Below are 20,841 nucleotides of genomic sequence, written 5' to 3' on the forward strand. Positions count from 1 at the left end.
GTCTTCAGAACCGCCTTACGTGGATGATGTGAACGTTTTCGGCGTCCGGTCCGAGCCGGACGAAGTTGTGCTCGCCCCAGTGCCAGGTGGCATCGCTGAGGAGGTCGTGGGCCACGAAGCCCTCGTCGCCGCGCAGGCCGAGCGCTCCCATGTCGAGGTGCACCCAGGTCTCACGCGTGGCGTGCGGGTCGGTGTTGGCCACGACGAGGATCGTGTCCTCGCTGCCGTCGGTCAGCACACGGCGCTTGGAGAAGACAAGGAAGTTCTCGTCGTCGACGCCGTGCCAGCGCAGGTTACGCAGGTGTTCGAGGGCCGGGTGCGCGCGGCGGATCTCGTTGATCCGGCGCAGGTACCAGTCGATCGACTGCCCTTCCTTGGGCCCGCCTGGCAGGTAGTCGTCCCACCCGCGGTTCTTGAACTGGTACTTCTCGTTGTCGATCTGCTCTTGGGCACCCGGCCGGGCGACGCTTTCCATGAGCTCGTAGCCGGCGTAGATGCCGTAGGTGGGCACGAGCGTCGCGGCCAGAGCGGCGCGCAGCTTCCACGCTGCCGGGCCGCCGAACTGCATGTACGGCGTGAGGATGTCGTGCGTCGTCGGCCAGAAGCTCGGACGCATGTAACTCGCGGTATCGCCGATGAGCTCGTCGAGGTACTCGCGGATCTCCCACGGCTGGTGGCGCCACGCGTAGTACGTGTAGCTCTGCTGGAAGCCGATGCGCCCGAGGTTGTGCATCATGGCGGGCTTCGTGAACGCCTCGGCGAGCCAGATGACGTCCGGGTGGTTCTTCGCGACGTCGGCGATGAGCCACTGCCAGAACTCGACCGGCTTCGTGTGCGGGTTGTCGACCCGGAAGATCTTGATGCCGTGGTCGATCCACACCTGCATGACGCGGCGCATCTCGGCGTAGATGCCGGCCGGGTCGTTGTCGAAGTTCAGGGGGTAGATGTCCTGGTACTTCTTCGGCGGGTTCTCGGCGTAGGCGATCGTGCCGTCGCTACGCGTCGTGAACCACTCGGGGTGCTCGGTGACCCACGGGTGGTCAGGCGCGCACTGCAGCGCGATGTCGAGCGCGACCTCCAGGCCGAGCTCCTCGGCGCGGGCGACGAAGGCGTCGAGATCGTCGAAGGTGCCCAGCGACAGCTCGATGGCGTCGTGGCCACCGTCCTTGCTGCCGATGGCGTACGGCGAACCCGGATCCTCGGGGCCGGCCGTCAGCGAGTTGTTCGGACCCTTGCGGTTGATCGCGCCGATCGGGTGGATCGGCGTGAGGTAGACGACGTCGAAGCCCATGTCGGCGACGGCCGGAAGGCGCTCGGCGGCCGTACGCAGCGTTCCGGAGACCCACTTGCCCGTGGCCTCGTCGAAGTAGGCGCCCTCGGAGCGCGGGAAGAACTCGTACCACGCGCCGGACAGGGCGAGCTTGCGCTCCACCAGCCACGGGTAGTCGGGGCTGGGAGAGACGAAGTCACGCAGCGGCAGGCGCTCCATGACCTCCTTGACGCTGAGCGACGTGCCCGCGGCGAGGCGCTCGTCCTGCGGCAGGCTCGTGTCGCGCATCGTGGCGGCCGCGTGCTCGAGCACGCGGGCGTCGTCGTCCGGGTGGTCGTTCGTGGCGAGCGAGCGGTCGAGAACGCGGGCGCCCTCCTCGAACATCACCTCGACGTCGATGCCGGCGGGCACCTTGATCGTGGCGTCGTGCTCCCACGTGCCGTACGGGTCGCTCCAGCCCTCCACACGGAAGTGCCACACCCCCTCGTGGTCGGCTTCGGCCTCGGCGGTCCACAGGTCGAGGCCCGGGTTGACGCAGGTCATGGTGACGATGCGCTCGGCGCCGTGCGGCGAGACCATGACGAGCGAGGCGTTGACGGCGTCGTGACCTTCACGGAAGACGGTTGCGCGCACGGTGAACGGCTCGTCGACGACCGACTTGGTCGGCAGGTTGCCGCCGTCGACGATCGGCATGACGTCGGTGACCGGGATGCGGCCAATGCCTCGCACTCCACCGACCTCGACGTGCGCGGTGGTGGGGGCGTTCGCGGCCGGTTCGGGGCGGTGCTCGGCGGTGTCGGGCGTGTACCGGCCGGTTTCCGGCTCGGCGCTCGCCGGGTTGGCGGCGAGGTCGACGTCGTCGCGCGTGGCGGCGTTCGACGCGCCAGTGGTGTCGGGGGTCGGTTTCGGCATGGGCGATCGGCCCGGCTGAGAAACAGTCACGTGCGTCACGCTACCCAATACCACTGACAACCGCTTCTCGCGCGAGTGGCGGCGAGACGGCCAGCCGCGTGAGACCGGCCTCACATGGGCATTAGCGGAGCTTGCGCCCGGTTCGCGGGCCGAGATGAGGCCCGCCTACGATGACGGGGTGTTCGTCCCCCTGACTGTCGTCGTCCTCGGCGCCACCACCCTGCTCGCGCTGCTCGCCGCAGTCGCGACGGTTCGCGGGCGTCCCATCGACAACCCGATCTTCTATCTCATGATCGCGGTCGAGGTGCTGCTCGTGCTGCAGCTCGTCGTCGGCATCGCGACGTCGGGTTCGGCCGATCCGCGGATGAACACCGGAATCTTCATCGCCTACCTCGTCGGGCTGCTCATCGTCCTGCCCGTCGCAGGATTCTGGGCCATCGCCGAGCGGGAATCGCGCTGGGGGACGGCGGTTCTGCTGCTCGCCGCTGTCGGCCTGGGCATCATGGGCGGCCGCATTCTGCAGCTGTGGAACGGTCACCCGTGACCCCGAGCGACAACGACCCCGCACCGAACGAGACGAAGGACGCGCGCGACGTGACCAGCCGGAACGCCCGAACCGTGAACTCGGGACCGGGACGAATGCTCGTGGCCGTGTACGGCCTGTTCGCGCTCGCCGCGACGGGGCGCTCGATCATGCAGTTGTCCCAGAGCTTCTCGAAAGCGCCGGCCGCCTACCTCCTCTCGGCGCTCGCGGCGATCGTCTACATCGTCGCGACAGTGGCCCTGGCACGCGGTGACCGGACGTCGGTGCGTCTCGCCCGGGCGACGATCGGTTTCGAACTCGCCGGTGTCCTGATCGTCGGGCTGTGGAGTGTGCTCCAGCCCGACGCGTTCCACGACAAGACCGTGTGGTCGCACTTCGGCCAGGGCTACGGGTTCGTGCCCCTTCTGTTGCCGATCATCGGTCTGCTCTGGCTGCGCCGGAGCGCGCCGACCCGCTGACCTGACGCCCGGCGCTCGTCTCAGTCGAGTCGCGAGGGCTCGCCAGTCCGCGGCCGAGCGGTCAGCTCGTCGGAGTGAGGACCAGCATCGTCGGCCCGTTCACCGGCCTGGCAGAACCAGCTGGGATCGTCTCGGGTGCGAGCTGGGCGGGGTCGGGCACACTCGAATCCCACAGCACCTCCCACGCGTTCGCTCCCGCCGATTCGGGCAGGGTGACCTCGTCCCCCGGCCCGTTGTGCAGCACCAGTAGGAGCGACTCCTCGTGCTCGCGTGAGCCGTCGAAGTGGGCCTGCACCGTGTGGACACTCGGGTCGTTCCACTCGTCCGCCGTGAGCGTGCGGCCGTGCGCTCCGAACCACCGCAGGTCCGCCACGTCACTGGCATCGCTCGCGCCGGGGAAGAACGTCGTGTGTCGCAGGACGGAGAAGCGTTCGCGCAGGCTTGTGAGATGACGGGTCGTTGCCACGAGCTGACGCTGGTCGGCGTCGTGATCCCAGGAGAGCCAACTGGTTTCGTTGTCCTGGCAGTACGCATTGTTATTACCGCCCTGGGTGCGGGCGAACTCGTCGCCGGCCGTCATCATCGGGACGCCGGCCGACAGCAACAGAGTGCCGAGCAGGTTGCGCACCGTCCGCAGGCGCGCAGCCCGTATCGACGGGTCGTCGCTCTGGCCCTCGACGCCGTGGTTCCACGAACGGTTGTCGCTCGTGCCGTCGTGGTTGTGCTCGCCGTTGGCCTCGTTGTGCTTCGAGTCGTACGCCGTGAGGTCGGCCATCGGGAAGCCGTCGTGTGCCGTGACGTAGTTGACCCCGGCCTGCGAGCGGCGTAGCGGGCCGGCGAACAGGTCGCGTGATCCGGCGAGGCGCGTCGCGAGATCGGCGATGCCGTGGCCGGGTTGCCCGGCGCCGGCGCGCGCCACGTCCCCGAGCCAGAAGTCACGCACCGTGTTGCGGAACCGGTCGTTCCACTCGCTGAAGCCGGGGGGGAACTGGCCGGTCCGCCAACCGTTCGGGCCGATGTCCCACGGCTCTGCCACGAGCTTGACCTGCGAAAGGACGGGGTCGGTGCGCATCGCCATGAGCAGGGCAGCGTTCGGATCGAAGTCGTCCCCGGGCGCGCGACCCAGGGTCACGGCGAGGTCGAAGCGGAAGCCGTCGACGTGGTAGGTCGTCACCCAGTGGCGCAGCGAATCGAGCACGAGCCGCATCGCGGCCGGGTGTCGGACGTCGACGCTGTTGCCGCAGCCGGTGACGTCGATGTCGCGCCCGTGCTCGTCGAGGCGGTAGTACGCACGGTTGTCGAGGCCGCGCAGTGAGAACGTGGCGCCCTCGTGCCCGCCCTGCTCGGCGGTGTGGTTGTAGACGACGTCGAGGATCACCTCGAGACCCGCGGCGTGCAGGGCCTTGACCATGTCCTTGAACTCGCGAGTCACGGCCTGGGGATCGGTTGCTGACGCGTACGCCGCGTGCGGGGCGAGGAATCCCAGCGTGTTGTAGCCCCAGTAGTTCGTCAGACCGAGCTTCACGAGGTGCGGTTCGTCCGTGAATGCGTGCACGGGCAGCAGCTCCACCGACGTGACGCCGAGCGAGCGCAGGTGTGCGATCGAGGCGGGGTGAGCCAAACCGGCGTAGGTGCCACGCAGGTGCTCGGGCACCTCGGGGTTGAGGCGTGAGAACCCGGCCACATGGGTTTCGTAGAAGACCGTGTCGGCCATCGGCACACGGGGGCCGGACGCATCGTCACCCCAGTCATAGGTCTCGTCGACGACGACCGAGCGCGGCACGTAGGGCGCCGAATCCCGTTCGTCGCGCACGGCGTCGTCGCCGTGGAACGCCTCGTCGACGACGTGGCCGAAAACCTCGGGGCGCCAGGTGACCTCACCGTCGACCGCCTGCGCATAGGGGTCGAGCAACAGCTTGGCCTCGTTGTGGCGATAGCCCTGATCGGGGGCCCAGCGACCGCGAACGCGGTAGCCGTAGCGGGTGCCCAAGCCCGCGTCGTCGCGGAAGATCGCCCACAGGCCACCGCCGACGTCGCTCATCGCGTGACGCGTCTCGTTCTCGCCGTCGAAGAGACACAGCCAGACCCGCTCGGCGTGGCCTGCGTAGACGCAAAATGTGACGCCGCCGCGCTCGAGTGTGACGCCGGGCTTGGGGGGATGAGCGAAGACTCGTGGCGGGGCAGTCATGCGAACAAGGATAAGAGTGGGTAGGTTTGCCGTATGACTGATCCCACAGCGCTTCCGAACTTCGGCCAGCCCACCCCCGCAGCCGGTGGTGACGGCGCGTCCGCATCCCTCACCGACAAGGTCGTCGGTGTGCTGAACGGCTTCGGCTTCAACCCGCAGATCGACTCCGACGGCGACGTCATGTACACGGTCGAGGACCAAAACCTCTTCGTGCGCGTCATGGAGGGCGAGATCGACCTCGTCCGCCTCTTCGGCCAGTGGCAGATCACGGACGACATCACGTCCGACCTCGCCAAGCGCCTCAACGCGGCCAACGACGTCACGCTCAGCCTCAACATCGTCAAGGTCGGCATCGCCCGCGACATGGTCGTTGTCTCCGGTGAGCACCTCGTCACGCCGGACCTCGACCTGCAGATGGTTCTTCCCTCGACGACGCAGATGATCCTGCAGGCCACCCAGCTGTGGCACCAGAGCGTCAACTCCGACGGCCCGCACGCGGCCGAGGGTGGCGTGCCCGCGTTCGCGCAGACGGACGGCGAGCAGCCCACGCCGGAGGCCTGATCGCATGAGCGAGTACGGCCAGTGGATCAAGGTCACGATCGAGGACGGCATCGCCACGATCCGCCTCGACCGACCGAAGATGAACCCGATCGATGCTGACGTCCAGGAGAGCCTGGGGCGCGCCGCGGTCGACATCGGTGCCGACGAGAGCGTGCGCGCCGCGATCATCACCGGCGGCGACAAGGTCTTCGCAGCGGGCGCCGACATCAAGGAGATGCAGGCGTTCGACTACGTCGACATGGTCGAGCGCGCGCACCTCATCCAGGACGCCTACCGCGCCCTGGCGGAACTGCCGATCCCGACGATCGCCGCCATCGAGGGTTACGCCCTCGGCGGCGGATGCGAACTGGCCATGACGTGCGACTTCCGCGTTGCCTCCAAGGAGGCCACGCTCGGCCAGCCCGAGATCCTCCTCGGCCTCATCCCGGGTGCCGGCGGTACGCAGCGCCTCGTCCGGCTCGTCGGGCAGTCCAAGGCCAAGGACCTCGTCTTCAGCGGCCGCTTCGTCAAGGCAGACGAGGCCCTCGAGATCGGCCTCGTGGACGAGCTCGTCGACGCCGGCACGGCGTACGAGGCGGCCCTCGAGCGTGCTCGTACCTACGCGAAGATGCCGCGGATCGCGCTGCGCTTCGCGAAGGAACTGATCAACCGCAGCGCCGACGTCGACCTCGCCACGGGCCTGGCCACTGAGTCGCAGCTCTTCGCCGGTCTCTTCGCCACGAAGGACCGCGAAATCGGTATGGCGTCGTTCGTCGAGCACGGGCCGGGCAAGGCCCGCTTCGAGGGTCGCTGACGGCGATGATCAAGCAATGGAAGGTCGAGCGTGAGTGGCAGGAGCCTTTTCTCGAGGCCCTGCGCGCCCGCGGCGCCTCCCCGCAGGCCTGCGACGCCGCGCTCGGCGAGGTGGACGAGGCCTGCATCCGTGAGAACGCCACGGCGAAGGAGCTCTTCGGAGACCCGGTCGCCTACGGAAAGGAAATCCCTGTGTCCGAGCCCATGACGGCACGCGAGGCGGGCCTTTCCCGCACCCGAGCGCTGCTGCTGGCGATCGCCGGCCTCGTCGGCATGTTCTTCGCTCTGCTCGGCTGGACCGGCATGGTGACCGACGCGACGAAGGTCTGGGGCGCGAACCCCACGATCTGGTTCGTTCTCGGCCTCATCATCGCGGTTGCCGCGGCGGTCGGTGACACCGTTCTCGGGCGTCACGCCGACTTCACGCAGGGCCGGGCCGACGCGGGCTGGACTCTCCTCAACCGGCTCCTGCCGTGGATCATCGTCGCGCTCACCCTCGTCGGCATGCTCGTCGTGAAGCTGACGCACGGCTGAGGCCGCAGGTCTCAGTCACCAAAATCACCTCAACCCAGGACTCGACGATAACGTTACTGATGGGTAACGTGTCGCGAGACGGACCAAGCTCCTACGAAAAGGACGGTAGACGCATGAACATCGTCGTCTGTGTCAAGCACGTTCCCGACGCTCAGGGCGAGCGCGGGTTCTCCGATGACAACACCACCGACCGCGAGAACGTCGACGGTCTCCTCTCGGAGCTCGACGAGTACGCGGTCGAAGCTGCGCTGAAGATCACCGAGGCCGAGGGCGGCGAGGTCACCGCGCTCACCGTCGGCCCGGCCGATGCCGTGGACGCCGTGAAGAAGGCTCTGCAGATGGGCGCCGACAAGGCCGTCCACGTCAGCGACGACGCCATCGCCGGCTCCGACGCCCTCGCGACGTCACTCATCCTCGCCGAGGCCATCAAGAAGGTCGGTCAGCCCGACATCGTCCTGTTCGGTCTGGCTTCCACCGACGGTGGCATGAGCGTTGTTCCGGCCATGGTCGCCGAGCGCCTCGGCCTGCCGCAGGTCACGCAGGTCTCCACCCTCGAGGTCGCCGACGGCAACGTCACCGGTCGCCGTGACTCGGACGTCGCCTCCGAGACGCTCGTCGCCTCGCTCCCGGCCGTCGTCTCGGTCACCGACCAGATCAACGAGCCGCGCTACCCGTCCTTCAAGGGCATCATGGCCGCGAAGAAGAAGCCGGTCGAGGAGATGAGCCTCGGCGACCTCGGTGTCGACGCCGGCCAGGTCGGTCTCGACAACGCCTCGACGAAGGTGCTCGACACGACCAAGCGCCCGCCGCGTGAGCAGGGCGAGGTCATCACCGATGAGGGCGACGGCGGCAAGAAGCTCGTCGAGTTCCTCGCCGGTCAGAAGCTCATCTGATCATCGACCCCACTGACTTAGGAGAAACACACCATGGCTGAAGTTCTCGTCCTGGTCGACCACGTCGATGGCCAGGTCCGCAAGGTGACCGCCGAACTGCTGACGCTCGCTCGTCGCATCGGCACGCCGTCCGCCGTCTTCGTCGGCTCGAACGTCGACGCCGCTCGTCCGCGTCTGGCCCAGTTCGGCGCCGAGAAGGTCTACGTCGTCGACAACGGTGACCTCGACGGTCACCCGGCTCCGCTCGCCGAGGCGCTCGCCGCCGTCGTCGAGCAGGCCTCGCCGTCCGCGATCCTCCTGCCCTCCTCGGGCACGAACAACGAGGCCGCCGCGCGCCTCGCCGTCAAGACCAACTCCGGTCTGACGACGGATGCCGCGAACGTCGAGGCCGGCGACGGTGACGCCCCGGTCACGACGCAGTCGGTCTTCGCCGGTTCCTGGACCCTGAGGTCGCAGGCCACGACGGGCCTGTCGATCATCACGGTCAAGCCGAACTCGACGCCGCCGCAGGCCTCGCAGGCCCAGGCCGCGCCGGTCACGGTCGACGTCTCGGTCTCCGACGCCGCCAAGGGCGCCAAGATCACCGAGCGCAAGGAGAAGGAGAAGTCGGGTCGCCCCGAGCTCACCGAGGCTCCGATCGTCGTCTCCGGTGGTCGCGGTACGAACGGTGACTTCTCGCCGGTCGAGGCGCTCGCCGACGTTCTCGGTGCTGCTGTCGGTGCCTCCCGCGCCGCCGTCGACGCCGGCTGGTACCCGCACACGAACCAGGTCGGTCAGACCGGTAAGCAGGTCTCGCCGCAGCTGTACGTCGCGGCGGGTATCTCCGGTGCCATCCAGCACCGCGCCGGTATGCAGACGTCGAAGACGATCGTCGCCATCAACAAGGACGAGGAGGCGCCGATCTTCGAGCTCGTCGACTTCGGCGTCGTCGGCGACCTGTTCAACGTGCTCCCGCAGGCCACGGACGCGGTCAAGGAAGCCAAGAACTGATCGTCTGATCGTTCTCACCGAGAGCGCCCGGTTCCCCTCGAAAGGGAGCCGGGCGCTCTCGCGTGATTGGGCCCATTTGCACCGAGGCCTAGACTTGTACGGTGCCGAACCGCGTCTACCTCGACCATGCCGCCACCTCGCCGATCTACGCCGAGGTCATCGAAGCGATGGCGAAGCAGATGGCCGTCGTGGGCAACGCCTCGAGCCTGCACACGAGTGGCCGCAACGCCCGCAGCGTCGTCGAGGAATCGCGGGAGCGCATCGCAGCTGCCCTAGGAGCTCGTCCGTCCGAGGTGATCTTCACCTCCGGTGGCACCGAGGGCGACAATCTCGCGATCAAGGGCACCTACCGCGCCACGCGCCGCATCGACGCCGCCCGTGACCGACTCATTGTGAGCGGCATCGAACACCATGCCGTGCTCGACGCTGTCGAGGCACTCGTCGCGACCGAGGACGCCCGCGTCACGTGGGTGGAGCCCGACGCTGACGGGGTAGTCACAGCGCATGCCGTCCGCACGGCGCTCGAAGCCGACGGGGGAGCGGGCACGGTCGCCCTCGTCAGCGTCATGTGGGCGAACAACGAGGTCGGCACGGTGCAGCCCATCGCCGAGATCGGCGCCGTCTGTGCGGAGTTCGGCATCCCGTTCCACACCGACGCGGTGCAGGCCGTAGGTCACCTCGGCGTCGACTTCGGCGCCTCCGGTGCCACGATGCTCGCCCTGAGCGGTCACAAGGTCGGCGGTCCCCAGGGCGTCGGCGCGCTACTCCTGGCGCGCGACGCACGGCTCGATCCGTTGACGCACGGCGGCGGGCAGGAGCGTCAGGTGCGCAGCGGCACCCTGGACGTCGCAGGCATCCTCGGCCTCGCCGAGGCCGTCGAGAAGTCCTGCGCCACGCGTGAGGGTGAGGCCGCGCGCCTCGCGAAGCTGCGTGATCGACTCGTCGAGGGTGCGCTCGCACTCGACCTCGGCGTCTCGGTGAGCGGCTTCTACGAGGCGGGCGACGTGGAGCGTCGCCTGCCGGGCAACGCCCACTTGCGCGTGCCCGGCTGCGACGGCGACTCGATGCTCTACCTCCTCGACGCGGCGGGCGTTGAGTGCTCCACCGGTTCGGCCTGCCAGGCCGGCGTGCCGCGCCCGAGCCACGTCCTGCTGGCCATGGGTATCCCCGAGGAGCAGGCTCGCGGCGCCCTGCGACTCACGCTCGGGCATACATCGACCGATGACGACGTTGACGCCTTCCTGCGGGAGTTGCCGGCGGTCGCCGAGCGTGCCCGCCGTGCCCAGGAAGCAACCCGGAAGGTGTCGTGATGCGCGTCGTCGCTGCAATGAGCGGGGGAGTGGACTCGGCCGTCGCCGCCTCGCGCATGCTCGAGGCCGGACACGAGGTCGTCGGGGTACACCTCGCTCTCTCCCAGTCCGCCGCGACGCTCCGTGAGAGTGCGCGCGGCTGCTGCACGATCGAGGATGCCGGTGACGCGCGCCGTGTCGCCGACAAGCTCGGCATCCCGTTCTACGTGTGGGACATGGCCGAGCGGTTCAAGGCCGACGTCGTCGAGGACTTCGTCGCCGAGTACGAGGCGGGCCGCACCCCCAACCCGTGCCTGCGCTGCAACGAGAAGATCAAGTTCGCCGCCCTGCTCGACAAGGCTTTGGCTCTTGGCTTCGACGCCGTCGCGACGGGCCACTACGCCCAGATCGTCGAGGGTCCGAACGGGCGCGAACTGCACCGCGCCGTCGACATGGCGAAGGACCAGTCGTACGTGCTGGGTGTGCTCGATGCCGATCAACTCGCGCACTCGTTCTTCCCGCTCGGTGACACGACGAAGCCGCAGATCCGCGAGGAAGCCGCCTCCAAGGGCTTCTACGTCGCCAACAAGCCGGACAGCCACGACATCTGCTTCATCGCCGATGGCGACACACAGGGTTACCTCGCGAAGCGTCTCGGCAAGCAGCCCGGCGACATCGTCGACAGCGACGGCGAGGTGGTCGGCCGGCACGACGGTGCCTACGGCTTCACCGTCGGTCAGCGTCGTGGCCTCGGCCTCAAGGTGCCGCGTGAGGACCACGCCAAGCGGTACGTCGTCGATGTCCAGCCGAAGACGAACACGGTCGTGGTCGGCACGGCCGACCTGCTCGGCGTCGACGTCATCGAGGCCGAGCACGCGCGCTGGCCGGGCCCGCCGCCCAGCGGTGAGGTGCGCCTCGGAGCGCAGTTGCGCGCCCACGGCGAGGAGTTCCCCGCGTGGGTCAGCGCTGATGGGGAGCGCGTCACCGTCCGCCTCGACGAGCGCACCCGTGGTGTGGCTCCGGGGCAGTCGGTCGTGCTCTACGAGGGCACGCGCGTCGTCGGGTCGGCCACGATCACGGCGACTTCCCGAGCGCCTCGATGACGATGAGGGCGACGCAGGGCAGCGCGCGCGAGACTGTGTTTCCTCTCGCGAGCGGTGTCGGTTCGTTGCCCGAGATGGGTGCACGCGACGCGGTACGCGCCGTGCGTGATCTTCTCGTCGGCGACGTGCCCGACGGCACCGGCATCCCGTACGTGCCCGAGCAGCCCACCCGTGGGCCCGGCGCGGACATGGTCGGGCGCGGCGCCGATCTGCTCGTCGAGATGTCCGCCGACCTCCAGCCGAGCGGGTGGCGACTGACGCCTCCCGGATCGTCGCGCAGCCGTGACCTCCGCCGCGCCGGGGGATACCTGGGCGAAGACCTCGACGAGGTGGCCGAGGCCTACGACGGATACACCGGACCGCTCAAGACTCAGGTGGTCGGGCCGTGGACGCTCGCCGCTTCGCTGTGGCTGCCGCGCGGCGACCGCGTTCTCAGCGACCACGGGGCGACCCGCGATCTCGGGCAGTCGCTCGCGGCGGGACTCGTTGCTCACCTCGAGCACGTTCGAACACTCGTGCCCGGTGCATCGCCGATCGTCCAGCTCGACGAACCGTCCCTTCCTGCCGTGTTGTCCGGCGGACTCAAGACACTGTCGGGCGTGGGGCGCCTTCGACGCATCGACGACGGTGAAGCGCGTGATGTTCTCGGCCACGTCGTTGACACGGTGAAAGCAGCGGGTGCTCAGGTGGTCGTGCACTCGTGCGCGCCGGACGTACCGGTGTCGCTGCTGCACCGCCTCGGTGTCGACGGAGTGTCCCTCGACACGTCGTTGCTCACGGAGGCGGCCTTCGAGCCGCTGGGCGAGGCGATCGACTCCGGTCTGACGCTCTGGGCCGGGCTCGTTCCGACGTCGACGGCCGAGCGCCACCCGCGCGCCCATGTCGAGGCCTTCGAGCGGATGTGGCGCCGCATTGGCTTCGGGGCGGGCGAGTACGACCGTATCGTCGTCACCCCTGCGTGCGGCCTCGCCGGCTTGGCTCCGAAGCAGGCCGTCACGGTGCAGCGCCTCGCCGTCGAGGCGGTCCAGATGCTCGCCGACACGTCCGACTGAGCATCACGCCCCGCCGTTCCGGCCCTGTCGGTGACATGAGGCAGGATTGACCCGTGAGCGAGAAGACGACGAAACAGGCTCCCGACGCCCTGCGCAGTGAGGTGCCCGACGAGGTGCGTCGGCGCGCAGCCGAGCTGACCGAGCAGATCGACGCCCACCAGTTCGCGTACTACGTCAAAGACGCTCCGACCGTCAGCGACGGCGCCTACGACGCGCTCCTTCGTGAGCTGCAGCAGATCGAGGACGAACACCCCGAACTGCGTTCACCGCAGAGCCCGACCCAGCGTGTCGGGGGCACCTACTCCACGGAGTTCACCCCCGTCGACCACGTCGAACGGATGCTCTCGCTCGACAACGCGTTCAGCCCCGAGGAACTGGCCGAGTGGGGTGAGCGCGTCGCCCGAGAGGCGAACACCACCTACCACTACCTGTGTGAACTCAAGATCGACGGCCTCGCCATCAACCTGCTCTACGAGAACGGCAAACTCGTGCGCGGCGTGACCCGCGGTGACGGACGCACCGGTGAGGACGTCACGCTCAACGTCCGTACGATCGACGGCATCCCGCACGAACTCACGGGTGAGGACGTGCCGGCGCTCGTCGAGATCCGCGGTGAGGTGTTCTTCCCCGTCGCGGCATTCGAAAAGCTCAACGAGGGCCTCGTCGAGGAGGGGAAGTCGCCGTTCGCGAACCCGCGAAACGCGGCTGCCGGATCCCTGCGGCAGAAGGATCCGGCGAAGACGGCACGACGGCCGCTGCGGATGCTCGTGCACGGCATCGGCGCACGCACCGGTTTCGACATCACACGTCAGAGCGAGGCCTACGAACTGCTCGCCGCATGGGGTCTGCCGACGTCGCCCTACGCCAAGGTGCTCGACACGATGAAGCAGGTGCAGGAGTTCGTCGCGGCTTACGGCGGCGAGCAGCGTCACTCCGTCGAGCACGAGATCGACGGAGTCGTCGTCAAGGTCGACGAGGTCGCCGTGCAGCGTCAGCTGGGCAACACCTCGCGTGCGCCGCGCTGGGCCATCGCGTACAAGTACCCGCCCGAGGAGGTCAACACGAAACTCCTCGACATCGCCGTCAACGTCGGGCGCACCGGTCGCGTCACGCCGTTCGGCGTCATGGAGCCGGTCACCGTGGCGGGCTCGACCGTCGAGATGGCCACCCTCCACAACGCGTTCGAGGTGAGGCGCAAGGGCGTTCTCATCGGCGACACGGTCGTCCTGCGCAAGGCAGGGGACGTCATCCCCGAAATCGTCGGGCCGGTCGTCGAAGCGCGCACCGGTGACGAGCGTGAGTTCGTCATGCCCACGCACTGCCCCTCGTGCGGCACGGAGCTCGCCTACGAGCGTGAGGGCAACAAGGACATCCGCTGTCCGAACGCGCGCACCTGCCCGTCGCAGTTGCGCGAGCGGCTCTTCTCCCTCGCCGGTCGCGGTGCGTTCGACATCGAGGCGCTCGGGTGGGAGGGCTCCATCGCGCTGCTCGAGTCGGGCGTGCTCACCGACGAGTCCACCCTCTTCGACCTCACCTACGACGACATTGCGCGGGTAGGCATCTACACGCGGGCCGCGAAGAAGAACGACCCCGAGGAGAAGGTGCGCGACGGGCGCGTCGTCTCCGCCACGGGGCTCAAGCTCCTCGACAACCTCGAGAAGGCGAAGGGCCAGCCGCTCTGGCGGGTCATCGTCGCCCTGTCGATCCGGCACGTCGGCCCGACGGCCGCCCGCGCACTGGCTACGCAGTTCGGCTCGATCGACGCCATCCGTGGGGCCGACGAGGAGGCGCTCGCAGCTACCGACGGCGTGGGCTCCGTCATCGCCCGTTCCGTGAAGGAATGGTTCGGCGTCGACTGGCACGAGAACATCGTCGCGTCGTGGGCGACGAGCGGCGTGCGCATGGAGGACGAGACCGACGCGTCGATCACGAAGACGCTCGACGGTCTCACCATCGTCGCCACCGGTTCCCTCGACGACTTCACGCGTGACGGCGTCAAGGAGGCCATCATCGCGCGCGGCGGCAAGGCCTCCGGAAGCGTGAGCAAGAAGACCGACTACGTCGTTCTCGGAGCCAACGCCGGCTCCAAGGCGACGAAGGCGGAGGAGCTGGGCCTGCGCATCCTCGACGAGGAGCAGTTCAAGATTCTGCTCGAGGGCGGTCCCGCAGCTCTGGGTGCTGGCGCCGACGACACCGATGACGATGTGGACGCCGCCACCGCGCAGCCCATCGCCGACAACGACAACACGACCTACGAGAAGGACGACGCATGAGTGACGTGACGATCTACTGGCGCCCCGGCTGCGTGTTCTGCATGCGCCTGGAGAACGCCCTCGGCGCGAGCAGGAACAAGGCCACCTGGCGCAACATCTGGGAGGACGACGAGGCCCGCGAGTTCGTCGCCATGGTCAACGACGGCAACGAGGTCGTGCCCACCGTCGTCATCGACGGCCGCCCCCACACCAACCCCGACCCCGCGCTCGTGGCGCGTGCTCTCAAGGGCTGACGACCGCCCGGCTCGGCCCGCCGTCGGCGCCTGGCTTCACGAGCCGAACGCCCGGCGGCACCGGGCCGATTCCACGCACGACAACCACCTAGAATGAGGCTCATGTCTTCTCTCTCCCGTGACGAGGTCGCGCACGTCGCAGGCCTGGCGCGCATCCATCTGTCGGACGAGGAACTCGACACCTTCGCCGGGCAGCTCGACTCCATCGTCGGCTTCGTGGCCAGTGTCAATGAGGCCGCGGCCGACGACATCCCGCCCATGTCGCACCCGTTGCCCCTGACGAACGTGACGCGACCGGACGAGGTGCGCCCGTCGCTCACCGCGGACGAGGCGCTCTCCGGCGCCCCCGCGAGCGAGCAGCAGCGCTTCTTGGTGCCGCGCATCCTCAGCGAAGACTGACACGACGAGCAAAGGTTCGATTTTGAGCGACATCATCCGCCTCAGCGCCGCCGACATGGCGGCCCGGCTCGCCGACGGTTCCGTCAGCGCCGTGGAGCTGACGCAGGCCCACCTCGACCGCATCGCTGCCGTCGACGGTGACGTGCACGCCTTCCTCCACGTCAACACCTCCGGGGCGCTCGCCGCGGCGAAGCAGGTCGACGAAGACCGCAGCGCGGGCAAGCCGGTGCACGCACTTGCCGGCGTGCCGGTGGCCGTCAAGGACGTCGTCACGACGAAGGGCCAGCCCACGACGGCCGGTTCGAAGATCCTCGAGGGCTGGGTGCCCCCGTACGACGCCACCCTCGTCACGCGCCTTCGTGCAGCGGGTATGCCGCTGCTCGGAAAGACGAACATGGACGAGTTCGCGATGGGCAGTTCCACCGAGCACAGCGCCTACGGCCCCACGCACAACCCGTGGGATCTCGAGCGCATCCCGGGTGGTTCCGGCGGTGGCTCCGCCGCGGCTGTCGCCGCCTTCGAGGCGCCGCTGGCCGTCGGTACCGACACCGGTGGTTCGATCCGTCAGCCCGCTTCGGTGACGGGCACCGTCGGCTCGAAGCCGACGTACGGCGGCATCAGCCGCTACGGCCTCATCGCGATGGCGAGCTCGCTCGACCAGGCGGGCCCGTGCACGCGCTCCGTCCTCGACGCAGCGCTCTTCCACGAGGTCATGGCCGGTCACGACCCCATGGACTCCACCTCGATCGATGCTCCGGTGCCGCCGGTCGTCGACGCGGCCCGTCGCGGTGACGTCAAGGGCATGAAGATCGGCATCATCTCCCAGCTCGACGGCGAGGGGTACCAGCCTGGCGTCAAGGACCGCTTCGACGAGGCCGTCGCCGCGCTCACCGACGCCGGCGCCGAGGTCGTCACCGTCTCCTGCCCGAGCTTCGAGCAGGCGCTCGCTGCCTACTACCTCGTCATGCCGTCGGAAGTCAGTTCGAACCTGGCCAAGTTCGACGCCATGCGCTACGGCCTGCGCGTCGCGCCTGAGGGGGTCGACGCGCCGTCGGCCGAGCAGGTCATGGCCGCTTCGCGTGAGGCGGGCTTCGGCAACGAGGTCAAGCGCCGCATCATCCTGGGCACCTACGCCCTCTCGAGCGGCTACTACGACGCGTACTACGGGCAGGCGCAGAAGGTGCGCACGCTCATCGCGCGCGACTTCGCCCGTGCCTTCGAGTCGGCCGACGTGCTCGTCAGCCCGACGAGCCCCACCACCGCGTTCAAGCTGGGCGAGAAGCTCGAGGACCCGATGGCGATGTACCTCAACGACGTCGCCACCATCCCGGCCAACCTCGCCGGTCTGCCCGGTATGTCGCTGCCTGCGGGTCTCTCGGACGACGGCCTTCCGGTCGGCTTCCAGATTCTCGCCCCGGCAACGAAGGACGAGCGCATGTACGGCGTCGGTGCCGCGCTCGAGCGCGCACTCGAAGCGAAGTGGGGCGCACCGCTCCTCGCGCAGGCACCGGCACTGAAGGAGAACAACTGATGGATGCCGTTGTCGACTACGACGAGGCGATTGCCACGTACGACCCCGTCATGGGTCTCGAGGTGCACGTCGAGCTGAACACCGAGACGAAGATGTTCTGCGGCTGTGCCACCGAGTTCGGCGCCGAGCCGAACACTCAGACCTGCCCGGTCTGCCTGGGCCTGCCCGGCGCACTGCCGGTGGTCAACGCGAAGGGCGTGGAGTCCGCCATCCGCATCGGCCTCGCGCTCAACTGCGAGATCGCCGAGTGGTGCCGCTTCGCCCGGAAGAACTACTTCTACCCGGACATGCCCAAGAACTTCCAGACCTCGCAGTACGACGAGCCCATCGCCTTCGAGGGTTACCTCGACGTCGAACTCGAGGACGGTACGCCGTGGCGTGTCGAGATCGAGCGTGCGCACATGGAGGAGGACACGGGTAAGTCGCTGCACGTCGGCGGTGCCACGGGTCGCATCCACGGCGCCGATCACTCGCTGCTCGACTACAACCGTGCCGGCATCCCGCTCATCGAGATCGTCACCAAGCCGCTCGTGGGTGCGGGGGGGCGCGCGCCCGAGATCGCGAAGGCCTACGTCGGTGCGCTGCGCGAACTGATGCGTGCGCTCGACGTGTCCGACGCCCGCATGGAGCAGGGCTCGATGCGTTGCGACGCGAACGTCTCGCTCATGCCGAAGGGCGCCGAGAAGTTCGGTACCCGCACGGAGACCAAGAACGTCAACTCGCTGCGCTCGGTCGAGCGAGCGGTGCGGTACGAGATCACGCGCCACGCGGCCGTCCTCAACGAGGGCGGATCGATTCTGCAGGAGACGCGCCACTGGCACGAGGACACCGGCGTCACGACCTCCGGTCGCCCGAAGTCGGACGCCGACGACTACCGCTACTTCCCGGAGCCCGATCTCGTGCCGGTCGCTCCGAGCCGTGAGCTCGTCGAGCAGCTGCGCGCCACACTGCCCGAGCCGCCCGCCGAGCGCCGCAAGCGTCTACAGGGCGAGTGGGGCTTCTCCGACCTCGAGATGCGCGACGTCTACAACGCGGGCGCGGTCGAGACGATCGAGGAGACCATCGCGGCGGGTGCGAGTGCCGCGGGCGCGCGCAAGTGGTGGACGGGCGAGATCGCCCGCCTGGCCAACAAGGCCGGTGAACCCTTTGTCGAGTTCGCTGCCCAGCGTCACGTCACGCCGAAGACGATCGCTGAGCTCGACGGGCTCGTGAAGTCCGGTCGTCTCAACGACTCGATGGCGCGTCAGACGCTCGAGGGCGTCCTCGCCGGCGAAGGTACTCCGACCGAGGTTGCGGACGCCCGCGGTCTCGAACTCGTGCAGGACGACGGTGCGCTGGAGGCCGCAGTGACGAAGGTCATCAAGGCCAACCCGGACGTCGCACAGAAGGTCCGCGACGGCAAGGTTCAGGCCGCTGGTGCGCTCATCGGTCAGGTGATGAAGGAGATGAAGGGCCAGGCCGACGCGGCCAAGGCGCGTTCCATCATCCTCGAACAGCTGGGCCAGGCCTGACGATGAACGAGGTGGGCCGCCGCAGCGCGCTGACGTTGGCCGGGGTCGGTCTGCTCGGCGTGGCCGGTTGTTCACGCAAACGTGACTTCGACGACGAAGCGAGCGACGTCGAAACGGCACAGGCGCCGACAACGACACCTGCTCCGACGGCGACTGCACCCAAGGGGGGCGGCAGCGTGCCCGTGTCGCTCGCGATCCCGTCCATCGGCTTCGACCGCAAGGTCACGGGTATGGGCCTGACCAAGAGCGGCGAGATCTCGCCGCCCCCGGGTGTGACGCAGTGGTACAACGCCACGGTCAGCCCAGGGCAGGTCGGCATCTCGGTCATCGCGGGGCACGTGACGTTCAACGGCCCCGACGTCTTCGCCAAACTGCCCGAGGTCAAAGTGGGGCAACGCCTCACCGTCCGCTTTGCCGACACGTCGTCGCAGAAGTTCCAGGTCACCCGAGTCAAGTCGGTCGACAAGGAGGAACTGCGCCACGACCAGAGTGTGTGGGGCTCCTCGAAGACGCCGGTGCTCGCCCTCATCACCTGCGATTCGGCCTCCGAACTCGTCGGAGTGCACCACGTCAACAACTTCGTCGTGTGGACGAAACCTGTTAACTGACCGTTCCTTAAAATTACCCCCGGGTATTGCTGTGTGATCCCTGAATGTGCTCTAGCCTCGATGTGAGGCGGGGAGGGAGTCTCGGTCGTGTGGGTGTGAAGCCCCGACCAGGGCTTTCCGCCGATCGGGAAAATCACACGAGAGGGACGACACGATGAAGAAGTTCGCAGGCCTTGCTCTGGTCGGAGTCGGCGCCATGGTCGCCACGACCGCAGCCCCGTCGCAGGCGGCGTTCCGGACGAGCATCAGCGGCAACTTCCAGTACACGAACATGCAGTACTGGTGCGACAACGGCACCCCCAACTTCTCGTTCAGCTACCGCACGCTGAACAAGACCGAGGCCAAGGTCACGTTCACCGCGTCGGGCTACCGCCCGCTCGAGCGCACGAACGTCAGCCCCTATACCTCGGGTGGCTCGATCAAGTCGCTGACGCGCGTTCCGGGTCGCTCGATCACGGTCCACGCCGCCGGCTCGACCACGGGCTCGTCGTTCAACGTCTCGGGCAAGGTCCCCACGTCCTGCGCCGGTCTGCCGACGACGCAGCCCGTCTTGAACTGGGCTTCGGCCGGTACACCGACGGCTGAGCCCGTTCCGACGTCGACGTCGCCGTCCCCGACGAGCACGACGACGACCCCGGCTCCGACCTCGACGACCACGTCGCCGATGCCGACCTCGTCGGCCCCGACCTCGACGGCCGGCCCGAAGGTCGAGACCGACCGCGTCGCACCGCAGTCGGACAACACGGCCGCTCTGGCCGCGGGTCTCGGTGCGTTCGCGATCGTCGCCGCCGGCGGCACGATCGCCGTTCGCCGCGGCCGTAAGTGACCCGCTGACACCGTCCCGAACCGGACGCTCGTTATGCCCCACCGGAGTTCGCTCCGGTGGGGCATCACGCGTCCCGCTCACCCGTAGGATGATCGCCATGAAGAACTCTCGGGGGAAGTTCCTCGCCTCGCTCGCCCTTGTCTGCGCTGTCGGCCTGTCCGGCTGTGGCGGCAGTGACGACTCGTCGTCCGAGCCCGTGGCGGCGTCCACCTCGTCCAGTGCGTCCAGTTCGTCGACGAGGAGCGGGCCGTCTGCGAAAACGTCATCGTCATCGTCGTCCGGATCGCGCTCCGCCTCGAGTCCCGCATCGAAGAAGGCTGCTTCCACCTCGGCCGCTGCGCCGAAGGCTTCCGGCACGCAGACGCCGAACGGAAAGTCTGTCGGTGTGCCGCGAGCCGCGGCCGTTCGCATCTCCATTCCGAGCATCGGCCTCAACAACGCGATCACACCGGGAGGCCTCAACAACGGTGTTCTCAATCCGCCCGGGGGCGTCATCCAACAGTTCACGGGATACGGGCGCGTCAAGCCGGGCATGCCGGGCATCGCCGTGCTCGCCGGGCACGTGACGCTCAACGGTCCGGACATCTTCTACTCCCTGCACCGCACCCCCGTGGGCGGCAAGGTGACGATCAGCTACGCCGACGGCACCCACAAGGATTTCGTCGTCACGAACAAGGCGAGCGTCGGCAAGACGGCTCTGCAGAACGACATGCGCGTGTGGGGTGGGAGCTCGACTCCCGTGGTGGCCCTCGTGACCTGCGACGCCGACAGCCAGTGGGTCAACGCGCAACACCGGTCGAACAACTACGTCGTATGGGCGAAGCCCGTCTGATCGACGCGTCGGCCGACATCGGCGGTGTTGCGTCAGGGTTCC

The 20,841-nt window shown here is 68.3% G+C and carries 20 protein-coding genes; 18 read left to right on the forward strand and 2 right to left on the reverse strand.

Translation table 11 applies throughout. The features are described from left to right. Positions 1-4: 4 nt before the first annotated feature. Positions 5-2,182, reverse strand: coding sequence for an alpha-1,4-glucan--maltose-1-phosphate maltosyltransferase (locus AA983_RS05600; RefSeq protein WP_082128745.1), 2,178 nt, complete (start codon positions 2,180-2,182; stop codon positions 5-7). Between the two features lie 178 nt (positions 2,183-2,360). Here AA983_RS05600 and AA983_RS05605 point away from each other — a divergent pair, with 178 nt between their 5' ends. Then, positions 2,361-2,726: a hypothetical protein gene (locus AA983_RS05605; RefSeq protein WP_047311312.1), complete on the forward strand. Its 366-nt coding sequence runs from the start codon at positions 2,361-2,363 to the stop codon at positions 2,724-2,726. Next, on the forward strand, positions 2,723-3,184 hold the full coding sequence (locus AA983_RS05610; RefSeq protein WP_369798761.1) for a hypothetical protein: 462 nt from the start codon (positions 2,723-2,725) through the stop codon (positions 3,182-3,184). The genes AA983_RS05605 and AA983_RS05610 overlap by 4 nt, the downstream gene beginning before the upstream one ends. Positions 3,185-3,245: 61 nt before the next feature. Here AA983_RS05610 and glgX read toward each other — a convergent pair whose 3' ends face one another. Continuing rightward, positions 3,246-5,372 (reverse strand): glycogen debranching protein GlgX, encoded by a 2,127-nt coding sequence (glgX, locus tag AA983_RS05615; protein ID WP_047311313.1) that lies wholly within the window; start codon positions 5,370-5,372, stop codon positions 3,246-3,248. Between the two features lie 33 nt (positions 5,373-5,405). Here glgX and AA983_RS05620 point away from each other — a divergent pair, with 33 nt between their 5' ends. The 16 genes from AA983_RS05620 to AA983_RS05695 all read left to right on the forward strand — a co-directional run bounded on the left by AA983_RS05620 (position 5,406) and on the right by AA983_RS05695 (position 20,799). Beyond that, the gene (locus AA983_RS05620) at positions 5,406-5,933 is read left to right on the forward strand and encodes a T3SS (YopN, CesT) and YbjN peptide-binding chaperone 1 (RefSeq protein ID WP_047311314.1); all 528 of its coding nucleotides are present in this window, start codon (positions 5,406-5,408) and stop codon (positions 5,931-5,933) included. Between the two features lie 4 nt (positions 5,934-5,937). Then, positions 5,938-6,726 carry an enoyl-CoA hydratase/isomerase family protein gene (locus AA983_RS05625; RefSeq protein WP_047311315.1) on the forward strand — a complete coding sequence of 263 codons (789 nt, stop codon included), beginning with the start codon at positions 5,938-5,940 and terminating at the stop codon, positions 6,724-6,726. Between the two features lie 5 nt (positions 6,727-6,731). After that, entirely contained in the window at positions 6,732-7,259 is a 528-nt protein-coding gene (locus AA983_RS05630; protein WP_047311316.1) for a hypothetical protein, read from the forward strand. 113 nt (positions 7,260-7,372) lie between these two features. After that, entirely contained in the window at positions 7,373-8,152 is a 780-nt protein-coding gene (locus AA983_RS05635) for an electron transfer flavoprotein subunit beta/FixA family protein (RefSeq protein WP_047311317.1), read from the forward strand. A gap of 33 nt (positions 8,153-8,185) precedes the next feature. Next, on the forward strand, positions 8,186-9,142 hold the full coding sequence (locus AA983_RS05640) for an electron transfer flavoprotein subunit alpha/FixB family protein (protein ID WP_047311318.1): 957 nt from the start codon (positions 8,186-8,188) through the stop codon (positions 9,140-9,142). Between the two features lie 167 nt (positions 9,143-9,309). Beyond that, positions 9,310-10,452: a cysteine desulfurase family protein gene (locus AA983_RS05645; protein ID WP_047311646.1), complete on the forward strand. Its 1,143-nt coding sequence runs from the start codon at positions 9,310-9,312 to the stop codon at positions 10,450-10,452. Beyond that, positions 10,452-11,534 (forward strand): tRNA 2-thiouridine(34) synthase MnmA, encoded by a 1,083-nt coding sequence (mnmA, locus tag AA983_RS05650; protein WP_047311319.1) that lies wholly within the window; start codon positions 10,452-10,454, stop codon positions 11,532-11,534. Before AA983_RS05645 ends, mnmA begins: the two co-directional genes overlap by 1 nt. A 74-nt stretch (positions 11,535-11,608) precedes the next feature. Further along, positions 11,609-12,586, forward strand: a complete 978-nt coding sequence (locus AA983_RS05655; RefSeq protein ID WP_231579545.1) for a methionine synthase — start codon at positions 11,609-11,611, stop codon at positions 12,584-12,586. A gap of 53 nt (positions 12,587-12,639) precedes the next feature. Further along, positions 12,640-14,859, forward strand: coding sequence for an NAD-dependent DNA ligase LigA (ligA, locus tag AA983_RS05660; RefSeq protein ID WP_047311321.1), 2,220 nt, complete (start codon positions 12,640-12,642; stop codon positions 14,857-14,859). Beyond that, positions 14,856-15,092, forward strand: coding sequence for a glutaredoxin domain-containing protein (locus AA983_RS05665; RefSeq protein WP_047311322.1), 237 nt, complete (start codon positions 14,856-14,858; stop codon positions 15,090-15,092). Before ligA ends, AA983_RS05665 begins: the two co-directional genes overlap by 4 nt. Positions 15,093-15,194: 102 nt before the next feature. After that, a complete protein-coding gene (gatC, locus tag AA983_RS05670) occupies positions 15,195-15,491 on the forward strand; it encodes an Asp-tRNA(Asn)/Glu-tRNA(Gln) amidotransferase subunit GatC (protein ID WP_047311323.1) in 297 nt (98 codons plus the stop codon). Positions 15,492-15,513: 22 nt separating this feature from the next. After that, positions 15,514-17,022, forward strand: a complete 1,509-nt coding sequence (gene gatA / locus AA983_RS05675) for an Asp-tRNA(Asn)/Glu-tRNA(Gln) amidotransferase subunit GatA (protein WP_047311324.1) — start codon at positions 15,514-15,516, stop codon at positions 17,020-17,022. Continuing rightward, complete coding sequence (gene gatB / locus AA983_RS05680; protein WP_047311325.1) at positions 17,022-18,533, forward strand: Asp-tRNA(Asn)/Glu-tRNA(Gln) amidotransferase subunit GatB; 1,512 nt, start codon at positions 17,022-17,024, stop codon at positions 18,531-18,533. The genes gatA and gatB overlap by 1 nt, the downstream gene beginning before the upstream one ends. 2 nt (positions 18,534-18,535) lie before the next feature. Next, positions 18,536-19,141 (forward strand): class F sortase, encoded by a 606-nt coding sequence (locus AA983_RS05685; protein WP_129662797.1) that lies wholly within the window; start codon positions 18,536-18,538, stop codon positions 19,139-19,141. 154 nt (positions 19,142-19,295) lie between these two features. After that, the gene (locus AA983_RS05690) at positions 19,296-19,967 is read left to right on the forward strand and encodes a hypothetical protein (protein ID WP_047311326.1); all 672 of its coding nucleotides are present in this window, start codon (positions 19,296-19,298) and stop codon (positions 19,965-19,967) included. 97 nt (positions 19,968-20,064) lie between these two features. After that, positions 20,065-20,799 (forward strand): class F sortase, encoded by a 735-nt coding sequence (locus AA983_RS05695; RefSeq protein WP_052946922.1) that lies wholly within the window; start codon positions 20,065-20,067, stop codon positions 20,797-20,799. Positions 20,800-20,841: the final 42 nt, after the last annotated feature.

The organism is Dermacoccus sp. PE3 (assembly GCF_001021715.1).
GTDB classification, from domain to species: Bacteria; Actinomycetota; Actinomycetes; order Actinomycetales; family Dermatophilaceae; genus Dermacoccus; species Dermacoccus abyssi.

Bases quoted from the DNA above. Each gene is read 5' to 3' on its own strand.
- AA983_RS05600 (WP_082128745.1), bottom strand. From the start codon at position 2,182: ATGCCGAAACCGACCCCCGACACCACTGGCGCGTCGAACGCCGCCACG.
- glgX (WP_047311313.1), bottom strand. From the start codon at position 5,372: ATGACTGCCCCGCCACGAGTCTTCGCTCATCCCCCCAAGCCCGGCGTC.
- AA983_RS05620 (WP_047311314.1), top strand. From the start codon at position 5,406: ATGACTGATCCCACAGCGCTTCCGAACTTCGGCCAGCCCACCCCCGCA.
- AA983_RS05625 (WP_047311315.1), top strand. From the start codon at position 5,938: ATGAGCGAGTACGGCCAGTGGATCAAGGTCACGATCGAGGACGGCATC.
- AA983_RS05630 (WP_047311316.1), top strand. From the start codon at position 6,732: ATGATCAAGCAATGGAAGGTCGAGCGTGAGTGGCAGGAGCCTTTTCTC.
- AA983_RS05635 (WP_047311317.1), top strand. From the start codon at position 7,373: ATGAACATCGTCGTCTGTGTCAAGCACGTTCCCGACGCTCAGGGCGAG.
- AA983_RS05640 (WP_047311318.1), top strand. From the start codon at position 8,186: ATGGCTGAAGTTCTCGTCCTGGTCGACCACGTCGATGGCCAGGTCCGC.
- AA983_RS05645 (WP_047311646.1), top strand. From the start codon at position 9,310: ATGGCGAAGCAGATGGCCGTCGTGGGCAACGCCTCGAGCCTGCACACG.
- mnmA (WP_047311319.1), top strand. From the start codon at position 10,452: ATGCGCGTCGTCGCTGCAATGAGCGGGGGAGTGGACTCGGCCGTCGCC.
- AA983_RS05655 (WP_231579545.1), top strand. From the start codon at position 11,609: ATGGGTGCACGCGACGCGGTACGCGCCGTGCGTGATCTTCTCGTCGGC.
- AA983_RS05665 (WP_047311322.1), top strand. From the start codon at position 14,856: ATGAGTGACGTGACGATCTACTGGCGCCCCGGCTGCGTGTTCTGCATG.
- gatC (WP_047311323.1), top strand. From the start codon at position 15,195: ATGTCTTCTCTCTCCCGTGACGAGGTCGCGCACGTCGCAGGCCTGGCG.
- gatB (WP_047311325.1), top strand. From the start codon at position 17,022: ATGGATGCCGTTGTCGACTACGACGAGGCGATTGCCACGTACGACCCC.
- AA983_RS05685 (WP_129662797.1), top strand. From the start codon at position 18,536: ATGAACGAGGTGGGCCGCCGCAGCGCGCTGACGTTGGCCGGGGTCGGT.
- AA983_RS05690 (WP_047311326.1), top strand. From the start codon at position 19,296: ATGAAGAAGTTCGCAGGCCTTGCTCTGGTCGGAGTCGGCGCCATGGTC.
- AA983_RS05695 (WP_052946922.1), top strand. From the start codon at position 20,065: ATGAAGAACTCTCGGGGGAAGTTCCTCGCCTCGCTCGCCCTTGTCTGC.